Origin of the sequence: Sediminibacterium soli (genome assembly GCF_009939225.1) — a bacterium.
Lineage (GTDB): Bacteria > Bacteroidota > Bacteroidia > Chitinophagales > Chitinophagaceae > Sediminibacterium > Sediminibacterium soli.
In genome coordinates this window covers 161820-179955 of record NZ_JAACJR010000009.1, presented here as the reverse complement: position 1 = coordinate 179955, position 18136 = coordinate 161820, and the positions used below count along the sequence as shown (strand labels likewise).

The 18136-nt window shown below is 48.8% G+C and carries 15 protein-coding genes; all 15 read right to left on the bottom strand.

Translation table 11 applies throughout. From position 1 onward, the window contains the following. Positions 1-8: 8 nt before the first annotated feature. Complete coding sequence (locus GWC94_RS15470; protein ID WP_161836072.1) at positions 9-1088, bottom strand: hypothetical protein; 1080 nt, start codon at positions 1086-1088, stop codon at positions 9-11. A gap of 28 nt (positions 1089-1116) precedes the next feature. Then, a complete protein-coding gene (locus tag GWC94_RS15465) occupies positions 1117-3417 on the bottom strand; it encodes an SLBB domain-containing protein (RefSeq protein WP_161836070.1) in 2301 nt (766 codons plus the stop codon). 75 nt (positions 3418-3492) lie between these two features. After that, on the bottom strand, positions 3493-5151 hold the full coding sequence (locus GWC94_RS15460; protein WP_161836068.1) for a hypothetical protein: 1659 nt from the start codon (positions 5149-5151) through the stop codon (positions 3493-3495). A 16-nt stretch (positions 5152-5167) separates the two neighbouring features. Continuing rightward, positions 5168-6577, bottom strand: a complete 1410-nt coding sequence (locus GWC94_RS15455) for an undecaprenyl-phosphate glucose phosphotransferase (RefSeq protein ID WP_161836066.1) — start codon at positions 6575-6577, stop codon at positions 5168-5170. A gap of 156 nt (positions 6578-6733) precedes the next feature. Then, complete coding sequence (locus GWC94_RS15450) at positions 6734-7513, bottom strand: WecB/TagA/CpsF family glycosyltransferase (protein WP_161836064.1); 780 nt, start codon at positions 7511-7513, stop codon at positions 6734-6736. Beyond that, positions 7513-8505 (bottom strand): NAD-dependent epimerase/dehydratase family protein, encoded by a 993-nt coding sequence (locus GWC94_RS15445; protein WP_161836062.1) that lies wholly within the window; start codon positions 8503-8505, stop codon positions 7513-7515. The genes GWC94_RS15450 and GWC94_RS15445 overlap by 1 nt, the downstream gene beginning before the upstream one ends. Beyond that, positions 8502-9587 carry a glycosyltransferase family 4 protein gene (locus GWC94_RS15440; protein WP_161836060.1) on the bottom strand — a complete coding sequence of 362 codons (1086 nt, stop codon included), beginning with the start codon at positions 9585-9587 and terminating at the stop codon, positions 8502-8504. Before GWC94_RS15440 ends, GWC94_RS15445 begins: the two co-directional genes overlap by 4 nt. 24 nt (positions 9588-9611) lie before the next feature. Further along, positions 9612-10571 (bottom strand): GDP-mannose 4,6-dehydratase, encoded by a 960-nt coding sequence (locus tag GWC94_RS15435; protein WP_161836058.1) that lies wholly within the window; start codon positions 10569-10571, stop codon positions 9612-9614. A 51-nt stretch (positions 10572-10622) separates the two neighbouring features. Next, complete coding sequence (locus tag GWC94_RS15430) at positions 10623-11747, bottom strand: glycosyltransferase family 4 protein (RefSeq protein WP_161836056.1); 1125 nt, start codon at positions 11745-11747, stop codon at positions 10623-10625. After that, positions 11701-13002 (bottom strand): hypothetical protein, encoded by a 1302-nt coding sequence (locus GWC94_RS15425; protein WP_161836054.1) that lies wholly within the window; start codon positions 13000-13002, stop codon positions 11701-11703. The genes GWC94_RS15430 and GWC94_RS15425 overlap by 47 nt, the downstream gene beginning before the upstream one ends. Before the next feature lie 80 nt (positions 13003-13082). Then, complete coding sequence (locus tag GWC94_RS15420) at positions 13083-14081, bottom strand: NAD-dependent epimerase/dehydratase family protein (RefSeq protein ID WP_161836052.1); 999 nt, start codon at positions 14079-14081, stop codon at positions 13083-13085. Continuing rightward, positions 14078-15001, bottom strand: a complete 924-nt coding sequence (locus tag GWC94_RS15415) for a glycosyltransferase family 2 protein (protein ID WP_161836050.1) — start codon at positions 14999-15001, stop codon at positions 14078-14080. Before GWC94_RS15415 ends, GWC94_RS15420 begins: the two co-directional genes overlap by 4 nt. Before the next feature lie 22 nt (positions 15002-15023). Continuing rightward, positions 15024-15989: a class I SAM-dependent methyltransferase gene (locus GWC94_RS15410; RefSeq protein WP_161836048.1), complete on the bottom strand. Its 966-nt coding sequence runs from the start codon at positions 15987-15989 to the stop codon at positions 15024-15026. Positions 15990-16064: 75 nt separating this feature from the next. Further along, the gene (locus GWC94_RS15405) at positions 16065-16733 is read right to left on the bottom strand and encodes a hypothetical protein (protein ID WP_161836046.1); all 669 of its coding nucleotides are present in this window, start codon (positions 16731-16733) and stop codon (positions 16065-16067) included. A gap of 62 nt (positions 16734-16795) precedes the next feature. Next, the gene (locus tag GWC94_RS15400) at positions 16796-18082 is read right to left on the bottom strand and encodes a lipopolysaccharide biosynthesis protein (protein ID WP_161836044.1); all 1287 of its coding nucleotides are present in this window, start codon (positions 18080-18082) and stop codon (positions 16796-16798) included. Positions 18083-18136: the final 54 nt, after the last annotated feature.

Sequence of the window (18136 nt, the reverse complement as noted above, 5' to 3'; positions counted from 1 at the left end):
ACGGGCTATCAACTTGCTTTTCGCATTATCATCAGTAAGATCAGTGCCGCAAAATCGGCAAGCAGCAACCCGCTGATAGCAAAGATCCACCAGTCTACCTTATTGTCTTTAAGCGGTATCTCGGGCGAATCCACAACCTGTATGGTGGGTGTTTCCTGCATCAGCGCTGTTTTACTGATTTCAAGATTTTTAACGATCTCCGCATATATGGTCGCCTGCATATATTTATCGCGGCTGGATATTTCAGCAGAGGCTTCGGGTGCAGCGTAGGCAGGATTGGCATCAAGCAGCAACCGGTCTGTGGTTGCGGCTGAATAGGTCTTCCTGTTCAGGTTTCTTTCAAGACTGTCCGCTTTTGCCTGCAGCCTGTTTACGTTATTTACGATCCGTTTTGTTTTGGTTTCTATATACAGGTCTGCAGCCGCTTTCAGCAAACGGCGGGAGAACAGCAGACTCGCTCTCTCATCACGCATGGTCACGTTCAACGCAAAGAAACCAAGTTTCTTATCCGGTTTGGAAATGTCGATATCCGATTGTATGATCCGGGCGATCATCTTCTGAAGCAGGCTGTCGGTGGTTCTGTCGAGCGACTGGCTGCCCGCTGTAAAATTGATGGTTCTTCCTATTTTGCCGCTTTTTGCCCACTTGGTTTTCCATTTCATCAATTCCGCGTATTTATCTGCAATGGAAACGGCCGGTGCGGCGCTGTCATAGGAAGTAAGTAATGTTTTGCGAATAAGCGAATGGCTTTTTACCAGTTCCATCACATTGTCTCCACCCAATAACCCACTTGTTGAGCTGCTGCCTAAACTTCCCAGGTCAAAACCAAACTGGCCGGCAAGAGATGCCAGTGATCCAGCACCTTTTGATTCCTCCACGATAAATGTTGTACGCGATGTATAGGAAACGGGTTTTATCCAGTAAAACAGCAGTCCCCCTACGATGCCAAGGCAAGCGACAACAGCCAGCAAACGCCACCGCTCAATAAGTATCGAGCGGGTGGTGACAGCAAGGCTCTGCAGTTCTTTTTTTATCGAAAAAGACTCGTCCTCCGGAAGCAAAGGGTGGTTCGTACTTGCTGTATTCATGAATGGCACAGATTCCTTTTTGATTGGGTTATTTTTTCAATACGGCGATCATACCCACCAGTGCCGACAATACACCGGCGAGCGCTGATACTTCTACAACAGATAATCCTCTTCTTTCTCCCGGTGTTTTTTCCGGAACAATGATCTTACTTCCCGGCCGCACTTTCGGATAGTTCCTGAAAAACAGAAAATGGCGGATCTTTTTGTTGATGCCATTGCTATACTGCACATAGGCTTTTTTCAGGTTGCCTTTATCAGTGGTGCCGCCCGCTTCCGAAATATACGAAAGGAAATTATCAGAGTCATAACGCAGCATCTGCGGGTTGAATACCGCACCCTGCACTTCTACAAACGGAATTTCTCTCGGAATAAAAACACTGTCGCCAGGCAAGAGAAGGAACCGGTCGCTGCTTTTATCGCCGGAAAAAATAGTGGTGGCAACACGCACCCCGTTGCGGTATACCTGGGTATTGGCTACCGAAGCGTACGGCGAAATTCCGCCTGCCCTTGCGATCACATCCTGAACAGTTTCGTCCCGTCTTTCCAGCGTGTAATCGCCGGCATTCAATACCTCTCCTCTAACCTGTACATTGCCCAGTACACGGTAGTTCAACAGCCTGGGCACGAAAATATAATCAAGGGGCTGCAGTGCGGTTCTTGGCGTGCCGGCAAGCGATGAGTCAACGCCGACAATAATGGTTTTCACCAGCTGGTTGGCCAGGGTGTCGGCTTTGTTCTTCTCCAGTCTCGAGATTTCGATCTTGTGGTTGGCGGCGTCATTGGTAAAACCGCCTGCCATCAGTATCGCATCTTCAAGCGTCAGGCCTTTCCTGAATTCAAAAACGCCGGGATTTCTTACATTGCCTGCAAGGGTAATCCTTGGGATATCCCGCAGGCTGTCTCTTGAAGCAATGTATACGGAATCGTCTTTTTGCAGGGCAATATCCGCCGCTGCATTTTTCAGGTCTCGCGGGTTGAACGAGATCAGTTCTCTTTCGGCATTATCCGTTTTACGTCGCTTGATATAGCCAACCGCGGTAAAAGCATCTTCGCGCAGACCTGCGGCGTTGTCTATCAGTTTCGACAGCGTCAGACCGTTTGTCAATTCATAAGATCCGGGTCTGCGCACGGCGCCTTCAACAATTACGCGGTTCTCAAAGGTAGACAGTACCTGGCCGATATAAACCGAGTCTGCATTCAGCGGAATGAAATTGGGGTAGTCGATCCTGTTGATGTCCCTTATCTTTCTTTCGCCTCCGCCCACCTGCGTTACTTTCGCCACCTCCGTATAGGCATCGCCTTCAAAGCCGCCGGCATAACCGATCAGGTCGGCAAGGGTTTCTTTTTCCAGCATTTCATAAATGGCCGGTCTTTTTACATGTCCGTTCAGCGTAACTCTTTTTGCATACACCGGTATGCGTATGATGTCCTGGTCTTCCAGCCTGATCTCGTTATTGAATATTCCCTTCTGCAGGAAGCTGTAAAAATCCACCGTTGTAACCAGTTTGTTGTTCCTGATCAGTTCCAGCTTCCGCAGCGAGCCCTGCGATGAAGGACCGTTCGAAAGGTACAGCACATTGAAGAAACCCGACAGTGCGGAAACCGTGTACTTACCCGGTCTTACCGCTTCGCCGATGATGTATACATTGATGTAACGCGCATTATCGAGTGTAATGAAAAGCTTTGTCTGACCGCTGCCGAGCGCAGGGTAAGCCGGCCTCATTTTTTCCCTGATCTTTTGCTGGGCCTGGTCCAGGGTAAGTCCGCTGAGGTTGATGATATCGCCATGCGGTACCTGGAAGCCGCCATCCCGGGCGATCCTGTCAGTAACGGATGTTTCGTTAAGACCGGTAAGGGTAACCGTCAGTACATCGCCCGGACCGAGCAGGTAGGTCTTCGGCGGGTTGATGTTCATCGACTCTTCAAAAGAAATGTTCGGGTTATTGAAGAAATCGAAGCCGTAATAGGGCGAGGCAGTGCGCAGCTGGGGAACGGCTTTCACCCAGCCGCTGTCGCGCATAAATGCCGCTGTATCCGTTATCTGGCCTTTCCGGGTGGTTTTAGAAGATGCCTGCGCCTGGGTAAGTCGTTTCTTGAAACTGTTCACCTGCATGGGGTTCATCCCGCTGCGGATAAGCTGCTGAATGGCTTCGTTGTCCGAACGCCCGCTGCGCTGCGCCTGCTGCCACATCATCAAAACATCCTGGTCAGACATTTGTGCGGGGTTACCGAAGCCGGTGGATTTCTGTCCCTGCACAAAACCAACCAGTAAACACGCTATCACCAATGCCAGGTACTTTTTCACACGCAGATGTTGATTCTGTTTCATTTACGATATATTGGTCAAATATAGCAACTTAAAACTCAGCAGGCAACGCATCGCTGAGAGGCACCGGGTTGCAGATCAGAGACCGTAGCGCAGCCCTAAACCAAAAGTATTGTCTTTTACGGAGGTGCCTGCCGTTCCCTGCTTGATACTGCGCATATCGAGCGTTCCGATGAAAACGAGGCGGTTGATCCACTCATAACTGACCTGCGTGTTGATCCAGGATTGTTTGTTCTGCAGGTCAAAGAGAAAAGGCGGCTGGGGTTGCTGAAAATACTGCTGGTCAAGTGTTCCAGCCCCGCCCTTGCGGATATACTGGTACCGGAAAAGAAATTTAAGACGGGCCGCCGGTGTATACCTCACTGACCAGATAAAACGGTCTGCATTGCTGCCCATCCAGTCGCCCAGCGTAAACCGGCTGTTGGTAAAGTCCTGTGCCGGCAGCAGGTTCCGGTAAACAAATGGGTTGATGCGGGTATATTCCAGTCCCATGGTCAGATAAGGCACCACGATATCCGTAACGGAAGCGCCCACGGTATAGCCGATCTGGTTCCTGCTTTTTTGTTTATCAAATATGGCAGACATGCGTATCTCATCGGCAAACACACTGGCATAGAGATGGGTTTTGGGCAGGTGGTTCCGGGAACTTACCTGCATGAAGAGTTGCCCGTTGGAGCCAGCGTTGATGTTATTATTATTCCGCAGGTTATCGTATACCTTGTAGAAATTGAGTGGCATCAGGTAGCCCATATCCAGCCGGTCGCTGTACACCATCGATTCTCCCAGCGCAATATCCAGCCCTTTTACGGGTGTAAAGCGGATGCTGTGCACGGCCATGAATTTGGGTATAAAAAATTCCCTTCTTGCACCAAAAGTTGGTGTTCCGATGCCGGTGGGGTAGGTACGCGCCGAATCAAGGATATTGGAGTTTAACCAGGCATGCATGTAATTGAACGATAGCCAGGGTAAAGGCTGGTAATCCAGGCGTATATATGGGTATGCCGGCGCCTTATCGGAAAGTACGATACGGCCGTTTTCTCCATAGCCCCACAAAAAACGGTCGTGGTTAAAGGAGATCGATCCATTTTTAAACTGGTAGCTGATGCCCGCACGGATCTCGCTGAAATTATGGCTTTTTTTATTGCCTGAGATCTTGGTCACAAAACCGCTCTCCGGGGTAAAAGAACGGAGCGTATCGATGCCGGTGCCTTTTTCCGTAAAATCATTATAGGAGAAATAAAATGCCCAGTGTTTTCCGCCATAGCCGTACAGGTTGATACCCGAACTGTACCGTGTCACGGATTTGTTGGTGCCGCCGATCGTAAAGGCGCTGAAAACCGGATCTATGCGCAGCATGAAATGATTGCTGTTAACATCCACCATCCGCCAGCGGTTGAAGGGATCTGTTCTGAACAGGCGGCCGTTTGCAGCGCTGTCGCTAAGTGCCCGGTCGGTATATTCTCTCTGGTAAAAAGCCAGCTCTTTTTTTTCAACCGATGACAGTGAGCCGCTCTTTGCAGCAAGTGTATCAAGGCAACCGGCGATATAGGTTCTGCTCACAGGCCTTACCATATCGTCGAATACCAGCAGGCCTTTTTGAGACATGCGGTATAAAAACTGGTACACTTCTGCCGTTTGGTTTTCCCATACAGCCTGGCTTTTGAGGCTACTGGAAGCAAAGACACCGAAGAGCAGGCAAATGCTCAGCGCAATATGATAAGGTTTGAGGGTTCGCATCATGAAAAATTTGTCATTAATAAGCATTCTGATCCCCGCGGATCATATTGATTATTGTTTGCAGGATGATCTGGCAATCCATCCAGAAAGTCCAGCGGTGTATGTAGTACAGATCCAGGTCTACCCGTTTCTGCATGGCGCCAAGCGCTTTTGTCTCGCCCCTGCAGCCGTTTACCTGGGCCCAGCCGGTGATGCCCGGTTTTACCAGGTGGCGCAGCATATAATTCTCAACCGTATGGATCGATTCAAGGTTCAGGGGAGTGGGATGCGGCCTGGGGCCCACCACCGACATATTACCCAGCAATACATTCCAGAACTGTGGCAATTCGTCCAGGTTGGACCTGCGCAGGAAAGTCCCGAACCGGGTGATGCGAGGATCATGGCGGGTGGCCTGTCTGTAAAAACCGCGTGCGTCGATATCGTGGTTATCGGCGTACATGGTCCTGAACTTATAACAGGTGATCCTTTCGTTGTTTAACCCCCATCTTTCCTGCTTAAAATAGCCCGGGCCCCTTGATGTCAGTTTCACGATGATGGCAATCAGCGGAAAAAGCCAGATACCGATCAATGCCAGGAACAGAAACGAAAAAACAATATCAAATACCCTTTTCAAAAGCCGGTTGGAGAAAGTGTCCAGGGGCAGGGCGCGAATATTGATCACCGGCAGCAGCCCGATATTGTTCATCTGTATGCTGGAGGAGGTATACTGTGGCAAATCGGGGATGATCCGTGTTCTGATCGCATAGATATCACAGGTTTCGATACATTCCTGGATCTTTTCGCTCTCCGTGGCGGGCAGTGCAATCACCACCTCGTCAATCCGCTGATCCTGCAAAATTGCAGGCAGGTTTTCGATCTTTCCTTTATAGGGGCAGCCATTCATTGCCTTGGTGGTATTGTCTACAAAGCCTATGCATTTATACCCGTAGTAGTAATATTTGTTGATGGTTTCGTAAAAATCAAAAGCCGAGGCGGTGCCACCCACTATCAGCACATTGTCAAAAAGTTTTCCCTGAAAAATGGCCGAGTGCAGGTATTTGCGGATGATGTATTTGGATAGCGTAAGCACCAGAAACAGCATGATCACCAGCACCAGGAAAAAACCAAGTGTGTGCTCTATCTGGATCAGGCTGTTAAGGAAAAAAAAACCTGAACTGAGCATAACCATATAGATGATCAGCGTGTAAAGGATGAATATGATCTCCTCCGAAAATTTGTTCGAGCGCCTGTCGGCATACAGATGCGAAAAAGAAGTGGCCAGGTACCAGAGCAACAGCGAAATAAACAATATGGTCAGTAAATGCCCGGCGCCCGCGGTCAGCTGGTTGCCTTTGGTAATATAGGCGGTAAGCAGGTAAGAAATACAGACAATGGGAGCGTCCAGTATATAGCGGAGAACGGTATACTTATTGTATTTCTTCTGCATATAATTAGTCTTGCAAACCAAAAATTTAGCAAGGTTCTTGGGATGCTATCGCACAATCATACTATAATCTGTCTCAATTGGGTTGGCGTGGCCTCTGTCAAAGATAGAGCGCGAAAACTTGCCGGACAAAACATATTACAACATTGCACTATGCAATTATCGTTCCGGATGTTTCAGGGCGGTTTTCTGCCGTAAAATCAGGGGGATGATCCGGGGGGCTTCGACAAAATAGCGTCTGAACAGCCGTTTTGGCTCTTTACAGAACCGGAATAGCCATTCCAGTCCGTTTTTTTGCATCCAGCGGGGGGCGCGCGCTATATTGCCCGCCAACACATCGAGTGCGCCGCCGATGCCGACGGCGATATGGGTGTTCATATGCTCAAACATGCCGTAGATCCAGTAATCCTGCTTGGGGGCGGTAAGACTGACCCAGACGATATCGGGTTTTGCCTGGTTGATCAGGGCAAGTATTTTTTCATTTTCCGCATCACTGAATGTTTTGGCGAAGGGCGGGCTGTACATGCCTGCAACGCGGATTCCGGGATAAGCGGTATCGAGTTTCTTTTTGAGAAGGGTGTTGGTTTCGGGCGCAGATCCCAGGAAGAACATGGAATAGCCTTTTTGGTAACAATGATCCACAAACGCGGGCAGCAGGTCAAGCCCGGTAACCCTTCCCCGCAGCGATGTCTGTCCCAGCCACTTCGATGCCCAGATAAGCGGCACACCATCGCATAAGGTAAGATCGGCGGTATTGTAGATATGCTGCAGCTCCCTGTTGGCGTCGGCCCATACAACACAGTTCACCGGTGTTACGCAGACACGTTTTTTGCTGCCGTTGCGGATCCATTCGTCGAACAGACCGAGTGTTTCTTCCAGTGTTACATTGCTGATACCGGTGCCGGCGATATTGACTTTTGGCGCAACCTGCTCGTTCATTACCCTTGTTTTTTCTGGTTCTGCCAAAATGTTTGCAACCAGGCGGCTGTATGCTGCACACCCTCTTTTTGTGTATAGGGCGGATGTCCGAGTACCGTAAATGTTTTATCCATCGGTGCAGGATTATCCGTTGTCATGCTTTTGTAGCGCGACAGGGTGATCGGAAAACGGATGCGCAGCAAACGCAGCGCCGAGCCTGTTAGCGCCAGCATATAAACGAACGAGGAAGGAACGATACGCACCGGTTTGTTGACGATCGCAAGAGAAAAATCGTTTGTCCACTCCAGCATATTCACGGGCTTATCACCCACATAAAAAACAGTTTTCGAAAAATGCTGCTCCTCCCTTCTTTTGATAAGCTGGATGATCTGCCAGCATACATTGCCTACATACCCATAGGAGCGAACCACTTTCCGGTTGCCGGGGTGCAGGTATTTGCCCTCACGCAGTACGCGCCAGAATTCATAGGGGTACCGCAAATGCCAGGAGCCCCAGATATTGGTGGGACGTATGATGCACCAGTTAAAATGATAGCCGTTGTTGCGCAGCATCTGTTCCGCAATCACTTTCGATTCGCCGTATACGGTATGGGGTGCGTAATCGGTATCCGTAAGCGGGGCATCTTTCTGGTTAACGAACTGCGTAGAGGTGTGCACCAGGAACCGGACGCCACAGGCTTCACAGGCGTTGAAAATATTTTCCGAGCCCCGGGTATTCACCACATAATCATCCATCGACATCTCGGGTAAACAGGCGGTTTCAGCCGCCAGGTGTATCACGATATCCGGTTTTACTTCTGCAAAAACGGCGTCCACTGCTTTTGTATCGAGTATATCGGTCCGGTACCAGCGTTCATGCGATTGTAATTCGATTTTTGGCTCCGCAATATCTACCAGAGCGGCAGAATAAATGCCAAACCCAGCCTTCCGTAAAGCTTCAAACAGGTTGGTGCCGATAAATCCATTTGCGCCGGTGATCAGGAACCGCATCATTCTGTCGATTTGTAAAAGTTAACAATTGCCGCGTCAAAATTATTCAAGGTATAGTAAGTTTCAAAATCATGCCGGGCATTTGCCGACAGTCCTGTATACAATTGCGGATCCCGGGCCAGCCGCACGAGGGAGGCGGCCATGCCCTTTGTGTCGTGCACCTCGTGCAGAAACCCGTTTTTTGCCGGATGCACCTGGTCGCGGATGCCGCGCCAGCGGGTGGCAACCACGGGGAGCCCTGCAGAAAAAGCCTCCAGTATGACCGTGGGGAAGTTCTCCGATTCAAAAAAACTGGGGAACAGCAATGCCTGTGCTTCCCTGATATGCCCGATTTTGGCTGGGCCTGTCTGCACCCCCTCATATCGGATGATTCCTTCGGCCACGGCGGCCTCAATGGCCCGTTTCTCTTTTTCAGAAAAGACAGCGCCCAGTATTTTTCCGGTAATACCCGGATGATCCTGTCTTGCCAGGCGGATGGTATCTATAAAATCCAGGATACCCTTGCTTTCCGAGCAAAGACCCATGAACAACACACAAAAGGGTTGGTGACCGGTTATCGTGGATGGGTGTGTACCGATATCGGCCACACCGGATGGTATGATATGAATGGCCCGGCTTTGCAGGGCAATGGCATCTTTCCGGCCGTATTCGCTGAGGCAGATGGAATGTTCAGCCCGGTAATAAGCAAAACGATACAGTGCTTTGAGCACCGGGTTGCATCGGGCATAGATATGGGAAACACCTCCTGCGTGAAAATGGAAAATGCGCTTCACCCCGAATAAACGCACCGGGAATAAAAGGACGATATCGCGCAATACCGGCGTCATCAGCGGTCCGGCGGGCGGATAATACACAAAAGACGGGCGATAGACCAGCAGGTTCCATAACAGCCGGAGAAAAATACCTGCCAGTCTTGCCATTTTTTTCAGGCTGAAACTGCCCATATCCTGGATCTCGTCGCTGAAGTTAAGACGTACAAACCGGTGACCGACGCCCGCATGCGCCATTGCATCCAGCATTTTTTTGATATTGATGGATTGGCCGCCGTAGGGTGGGGGAGTCTGACCCAATACCAGGATTCTCATGTGAATGGCTTGTCGGTTGGATGGTTAACTATTGGCCAGTTCCTCTTCAATCAGCAGGTCAAGCACACCGGTGAAATCTTTTGCATAATTCCACTGCAGGATTGACCTGGTATCGGTATTGTCGCCATACAGGTCTTCAATTTCGGAAGGCCTGTACAGAGAAGGATCGATAACAAGCCGTTCAGGATCGATACCCAGTCGGCTGAATACATGCAATACGATTTCTCTCAGAGAGATGGATTTGCCTGAGCATACCAGGTAGTTGCCCGGACTGTCATGATTCATCGCCAGGAACATGGCTTCAACATAATCGGGTGCATAACCAAAATCGCGTTTGATATCAATATTACCCACTCCCAGCTGTTCCTTTTTTCCCTGTCTGATCTGCAGGCACTGTGTGATCACTTTTTTTACGAAAAAGTTTTCCGTGCGCAGGTAGGATTCGTGGTTAAACAGGATTCCGTTGACGGCGAATAACTGGTAGGCATTCCGGTAGTTATTGGTAAGCATAAATGCCGATGCCTTGGATACCGCATACGGACTTACCGGGTTGAGATGGGTAGACAGCGAAACAGGTAAACTGTTCACTGCGCCGTACATCTCGCTGCTGGACGCCTGGTAAAAACGTATGGTAGGATCGGAAAGCCGGATGGCTTCCAGAAGGTTGAGAACGCTCTCGATATTGTATTTAATGGTACCGATGGGCTGATCAAAAGAAAGACTCACCGAACTCTGCGCGGCAAGATTGTAGATGTGAGCCGGCTTATACTTTCTGAGCAGGTGAATAATACCCACGATATCGAACAGATCGCATTCTGCTATTTCCACATCTTCCTGTATACCAAGGTAAGAGAGATTTTTTACGTTGGCCGTGGTATAACTTCTGGTAACACCCACCACATGAAAGCCTTTTTCGAGCAACAATTTGCTTAGGTAGGAACCATCCTGTCCTGTAATTCCTGTAATCAGGGCAACTTTGCGCATAGTTGCGAAGATACTAGGAATAGCCGAGGTTGTATGGGTCCTTATCCGATATCAGGCTTTTTTGCAGACCTCCCTGAATACATCGGTTAGTTGCGCCGTTGCTTTCTCCCAGGAAAAAAAATGCAGTCTGTCCCTGCCTTTTCGGATCAGTTCGGTACGAAGCGCATTATCTGAAACAACGGCTTCGATTTTGGCGCAGATATCCGCCGGATCAAACGGGTTAAAGACAAGCATGCCATCTCCGCCAACTTCGGGCAAACAGGTATTGTTGGCGGCTATCACAGGAAGACCAAAGCGAAATGCCTCCAGGATCGGTAAGCCAAAGCCTTCGTTGATGGAAGGAAACACATACATAAACGCATTTCTGTACAGCGGGGCCACTTCCTCATCGGGCAGGTAACCTGTCAGTATCACACGATCCTTCAGACCATGGTCGGCAATTGCCTGGTACACATTTGCCGAATCGTCTGAGTTGATCTTGCCGTTGCCCTGGCCTACCAGTATCAGGTCTACATCTTCAAACCCTTTTTGGGTAAGCATCGCGAATGCCTCGATCAGTCGGGGCAGGTTCTTGCGTTTTTCCATCACACCCACATGAAGAAGGTATCTTTTTCCCGGACGGATAAACCTGCTGCTGTTTTTTATATCAGCAGTATCTGACTGAAATGTTTTTGGCGCAGGATATATCGTTACCAGTTTTTCGAGGGGGAACCCGGCAAGTTCGTGCAGCCGGCCTTTGGAATAATCGGTGATCGTAACAATTTTTTTGCATCTGCGGGCGGCAGGCATGGCAAGATGATGAAACAGTTTCAGCCAGAGTTTATTGCAGTGTTCGGGATTTTCAAAAAAGAAAGCGTCATAAAATATTTCAACGGTTTTATATCCGAAATGGATATACGGAGCAAAATAGTCGCCGCAGAAAACAATATCGCATTTATGATACCAGGCTTTGAGCGGAACCTGCACCTGCTTCCAGAACTGGTAACGCATATGCTCAAACATGATGCGCCATTTCATTTTTCCTGTATATATGGGCCACCTGGGATCAAAAAAAACATAGCGGATATCCGTACCCCTGTTTTTTTTGAACTGCCTGCAATATTCTTCGGTTACTGTTTTTTGTCCTGTCTTAGCTACCCGAAGATCCCAAATGTCTACTCCAACGATCATTTTCATATTGTTTTATATTCATCATCAAACCCGTGAAGAACCAGGAAAGGTACAGGACATAAACGTACGACATGGCTTCTGCGGTAAGATAGGGAATGATCATGCCGCAGTTCAGTAAAAGTACAAAAATGGCCAGGCGCCTGGCTTTTCCCCTGCGGATTTTTATCATGCCGATTGCGGTTCGTATAACAGCTGTATAGATGGCAATAAACAATCCAAGGGCTGCAAGTCCACATTGGACAGCAATGATGATTACTTCGCTTTCGCCACCCACATTGGTTCCGCTCATGGCGGCCCCCCCACCCGAGGTGCCTAACCCGATGCCCAGCGGGTTGGCTATAACCGCCTGTATGCCTTCCACCCATTGCATGATATGATAGATGCTGGAACTGTTGGTGAAATTCAGCGTAGCAACGATAAACTGGTAAATATCGCCTGTGAGAAAACTGAGCGCGAGTAAAACAACCAGCAGCGCGCCATAATGAAAAACCTGTAACCATGCCCTGCGGTTGGTGATATAGGCATATGCATACAGTATGATAAAATAGCTGGCGAAGGAGGCTCTCGACAGCGCAAAAACGATAGATGCCAGGGAACAGAAAAATACAAAGATCCAGAAACGGGTGAGCCGTATCTTTTTTGTGCTGGTGGTAATCAATGCAAGGATTGCGCAGATAACGGTAAGGGTGCCAGCGGCATGATCCAGCGGGTTGGCGAAAAAACTCGCAAAACGTTTGGGGCCGTCGTTTTCGGCTTCAAAGGTCCAGTTGAGGTTGTGGTGGCCGGAGGATTCCAGGCCGTAAAAATGCCACATATAGTCTGCATATCCGGTATAGGTCTGGAAATGCGTGTAGGTGATTTTCTCCCATACAACAATGATCGCGGCCGGGATCGCTATCACGCAGATGTATTGAAAACAGCGGTTCAGGTTAACTTTTTTCGGGTCGATGAATCGCCCGGTAAAATACAGAACGGGAAAGAAGGCGATGCTTTTCAACGCCACGAGTTTGTCTTTGAAACCTATCTTGCCAATGGGCAGTAACAGGTAAATCAAAACGTACAGAAAATAGGCAAGTGCCAGTTTGTCGGTAAGAGAAAGCCGTGGCTTCTGCCGCAGCGAAAAAACAACCGTGATAAACGCCAGCCCGGCCAGAATTTCCTTGAACCATTGCATCACCGGCACCAGCGGTTCAAGCCCATACAATAAAGTAGAAGACAGGGATACCAGGTAGATGGGAAGACCGAAAATGACAAAAACCAACAACCATTCAGCTTTCCCCTTCAGGATGTTGAAAAAAGAAAATGCAAATACGGTTGTATATATGATCGGAAAGAGGAACATTATTTTTTCCAGAATGCATACATGCCCTTGTCTATTTCGTAGTCAGACCATTCTTTTCTTTCTCTTGCCGGTTGTTGTTTGGCCCATGCCCACATGGCTGCAAGACCCTCCTGTAACGGAGTGCTGTCTTTGTAATCCAGTAATTCCGTAGCCCGCTCGTGTGTGGAGTAAGCATTCTTTACCTCGTGTCTTTGCTCCAGGAATACGATTTCGGCCTCTTCACCGATAATGCCTTTCAGCATCCGTGCGGCTTCCAACACCGAGGTTTCCACATCGCTGCCGAGGTTGATGATCTGCCTGGACGCTTTTTCCGATACTGCAGCTTTCCACAATGGCTCAAGACAATCATCCACATAGCTGAAGGCGCGCTTCTGGCTTCCGTCTCCAAAGATCGTCAGCCCTTCTCCGTGCAGGTGCTGGTACATCCAGATGCCGAGTACATTTCTGTATTTATCCCAGATATTCTGGTTCCGTCCGTAAACATTATGCGGCCTGATGATACACCAGTCCAGGTTATGCTGGTCGCCTGCAATGCGTATATCCATTTCGCAGGCAAATTTGGCAACACCGTAAGGGTCTACAGGATTGGGAACGGATGATTCGGAAAAAGGCGGATTGCCAATGCCATACACGGCCATGCTGGAGGTAAATACCAGGCGTTTTACCTCGTATTTGATACAGGCATTTACCACGTTGGCGGTGGCAATCAGGTTGCTGTTATAGTTGAACCTGCGTATGAAAGGACTGAGTCCTTCGGCCGCATAGGCGGCAAAATGAAACACATAGTCTATCCGCTGCTGCGAAAAAATACTGTCCAGATCTCCGCTGACAAGATCCATCCGGATGAAATCGACCTTACCGGGAACATTTTCCGGGTAACCGCCGCTGAGATCGTCAATGCCTATTACCTGGTAATCCGGCTGGTGCTGTACTATCCATTCAGCCATTCTTGACCCGATCATACCTGCCACACCTGTTATCAGAACCTTTTTGCTCATACTTGTTTGGTTTCAATTTTGCCGGCGATTCCATCCCTGGTTGCCCTTATCACTGCCCTGAGTTTTTGAAATCTGCCGCGAGACGCAAAATACCCCATAATAGCTGTAATATAAAATAAATTGAACAGCAGCGCAGACGGTGCAAAATACCAGGGTGTGTATTTTTTCAGCACCCATATCCTGTTACGCTGGTTCAAATAGTGCACGATCGGATTTACAACTCCTTCCTTTCCTTTCACCTTGCTTTTGTTCGACATTCCCGCTATATGGTAAACGATAGAGTCGGGATGGTATACCAGTTTATATCCAAGTGAGCGGATCCGCAAAGAGAGGTCCACATCTTCGCTGTAGATAAACATATTATCCGCCAGCAATCCTGTTTTTCGCAGTATATCGTTGCGTACAAAAAATGCGCAGCCTGTTATCCAGTCAACCTGCTTTATGACCAGGTGTTTGGACGCAGGCAGTTTATTTTCACCGCTTGTATAAAAATATCCCAGCCAGCGGTTATAGTAAGAGCCTCCGTTCCAGAGCAGGTTTCTGTTGTGGTTGAAATGAATTCTCGGCTGAATAATTCCGGCTTCAGGATGGGCGTCCATATAGTTCACCAGGTGCTGTATGAAATCGGGCGCTACAAATGTGTCGTTGTTGAGCATCATCGAAAACGAAAACCCGTTTGCCAGGGAATAGGCGAAGCCCAGGTTATTACCCCCGGTAAACCCCAGGTTTTTTTCTGATCGCAGCAATACGATATCGGGATGCGATTTGGCCAGCCTGTCTGCAGAACCATCGATCGATCCGTTGTCTACCACAATGGCGGTAAACGCGGGACCGCTGCATTGTTTAAGCGATAAAATACAATCATTGGTAACGTCAAAACTATTCCAGTTAACAAGTATGACCGCGACGCGTGTTGTCATGCAGAAAAAATCTGTTGTTCAATTAATAACGGTATCCACGGTATTGCCGCAGCAGTTCATGATCGGGCAAAACATATCCCGGCTCTTTTGTGCCATGAAAAAACAAACCGCAGGCCGCATCCATAGATCCTTTGTTGCGGTTCAGCAGCAGGTCAAAATATTTTACCCAGAAAACCGGGAAATTAGCCACATAGCTGATGTATTTGTCGATTTTCTTGCCCGGCGCAAAACTGGTGATGAAATAGCGTAAGGACCATGCCAGCGAAGACCCGGGTCCGGCCAGCAGCCCGCTGGCGTTTTCCCTGAAGTGCCTGAAAAGCCTGCGGTGTCCCAGAAAAGAGAAGCGGTGAAAATCGTATTTGCCGCCATGCACCGGTTGCATAAAAGGCGTTTCGGCGTATACCTGCCCCCCGGGTTTGAGTACCCGGTAAATTTCCGCCACGCACACAAAAGGATCCAGCACGTGTTCGAGTACCGCCTGTGCAATCACCAGGTCAAAACTATTATCTGTAAAAGGTACCTGGTGGCAGTCCAGGATGATGTTGGTATTGGGGCCGTGTGCCACATCGGATTCAACCACCACCGCGTCGGGGGGCAGCCGTTTTTTCAGTTCGCCGATGCCGGTGCCGTCGATGCTGCCGCCGATCACCAGTACCCGGCAGCCGGCCATATTGCTCAACTGTTCGCCGATCTGGCGATAATTTTTTTTGCTTTCGAGGTTCAGCGTAACATCGGGCCGCAGGCGTTTCAGCGTACGGATCAGCGGGTTTTTGTATCGCTTAAAGAAAATATCGGGCGGAGCCTGCAGGGAGAAATCAGTCGACTGGAAAACCTTGTTATGACAGCTGATCATAACGGGGATGCCGAAGTAAACAGGGTAAAAACATCCACAACCCGTGTTGCTGCATTGAAAACCATTCTCGGCTTTGTTAACAGGGTTTCTGCATTCCGGACAAAGCAACAGGTTCTCAAATGCCTGGTAATTCATAGTGCCGCGAATATTTGTTGAATAAGGATGCAAAATAATGGATTATCCCGAGCCGGGGATCATTGACAGCTTGCCCTAATTATACTTTACCGCGGTGATGCGGAGGTTATCGACAGACCAGCTTTTCTGACACATACTGTTGAAAGGCTGCAGGGCATCACTCAAAGACAGCTCCATATTTCCGGTATGGGCCGTTGTGTATTCTATTTTATACCGGGTGGTGCCATTGGACTGCGAAGCTGCGGCGCAGGCCCCGGGCAATACTTCCCATGCATTGCTGCGGGGCGGATTTTTTGAAGTTCCGTTTTTGTAATTGTCGGGGAAAGACTGGTTATAAGGACCATTGGAAAAGGTGGTGATATAAACAGGATAGCCGTCCACTTTCATGATCCATACATCCGGTACACTGTTGCCCGGCAGTAAATGCTCGCCGTTCCAGTTGTCGTGAATGTTGAGATCGAATTCGAATTTCAGTGCATTGTGTTCCGGCAGGTTCTTTAATGTCAGAATAACCAGGTGGTTGTTAAAACGTCCCAGCACTTTTGACCCGTTTACCGTAACCACTTTCAGGGAGTCGACGGGGCCGTTGACATTGGAAACGCGGATATAGGAAGTGTCTCCGTTTTCAAAATTATTGTCGTAAATAATATTTTTTGAAGGCAGGTTTTTAAAACAACCGCCGGTTGCCATAGTCAATATAGCCAGTATGGATACGCCAATGCCTTTTTTCAGATCAGAAAGCATGCAATATAAATTATTGAATGAGGGGATGACAGGATCCCGGTCTTGTACAAATCTCCGGCAAATTAGCCAAAAAACGCCGGATTGCTTTTTTGTGCGTTGGTCCTGGCAATATAATACAGGTACAGGGGAATACTGAACACTTCAACCGACAGAAGGTAATAGCCATATTGCGAAACACTGCCCAGGTGATAGAACAGCATTGAACTGGTGATGGTTATCAGCAGCAGCATAACAGAGATCCGGAAAATATAGTCATACCTGCTTTTCAACAGCAGGTCGATTACGTTGAGCGAGTTGAGCGCGGCAACCAGGGGTACAAAACTGATACAACGCATATAATAGACAGTAAGTGCCTCATCGGTTCCGGTAATGATTTTTGTGAGCAGGGGCGCCAGTGCAAAAACAAACAGGCCGGCCATGCTGAAGACAAAGAACAGGCCGATGTTCATCATCCGTTTTTGATGGGACCATTTTTGTCTTTCCTGGCGGAAACCCAGGGCAGCTTTCGGATAAATGGCGTTGGAAAACGAAATAATAATCATTCTTGCCGCCATGATGATCCTGTCGCAGAGGGAGTAGGCACCCAGTACCAGGCTGCCCGCCGTAGCCGAGATCGTAAACAGGAAAAAAGACTGCTGCAGCTGAACCGAAAGATTGTTCCCCGTTAAATACGCGTTGGTTTTAAGCAGGGGCCAAACAGAGGAAAAAGAAAAACGGGTAAAGTGTATTCCAAACTTTTTCAGCGCGTACCACAACATCAGGGCATAGGCTATGCTGTTGCCGATTCCCAGGTAAAAATTTACCCAGGGACCGTCGTCGGCCGAATGAACGAAAAACAGGATACAGACCGCCGACACGATCCTGCCCGAGAGGTTCATGATATTGTAAAGCCCCAGCTGCTGTATACCCACAAAAAAGAAAAACGGGTTGAACAGTTCTGTAAGCACAATTGGCAGGGCAAGAAGGCAATACAGACTGTAGAAAGAACGGAACCAGCAGTGCCATACCAGCACAGCAACGATACAGACTGAGCAGATCAGCAGCCGTACATAATAGACGGAAAAGAAAAGCCCGGCGAGTTTTTCGGGGTCCTGCCGCAGCAGGGCCACATCTTTTACACCGGATTGATTGCTGCCATAATTCACCAGTATGGCCGCCACCAGCGCAACAGATGCCGCTACAGACACATGCCCCAGTTCTCCCAGGCCGATCGTTCTTGTGATCACCGGTATCAGCAGGATCTGTATCAGCGCGTTGCTGCCCTGTATAAGACCCAGATGAAAGAAATTGCGGACGGTCTGAATATTTCTTCGGATCAACGCTTTGGCGGCTTGGCTATTCAGGTGCATATCCCGTCAAAGATAACCGGATCGGCAGGGGTTTTTAACAAAGAATATCGGTCG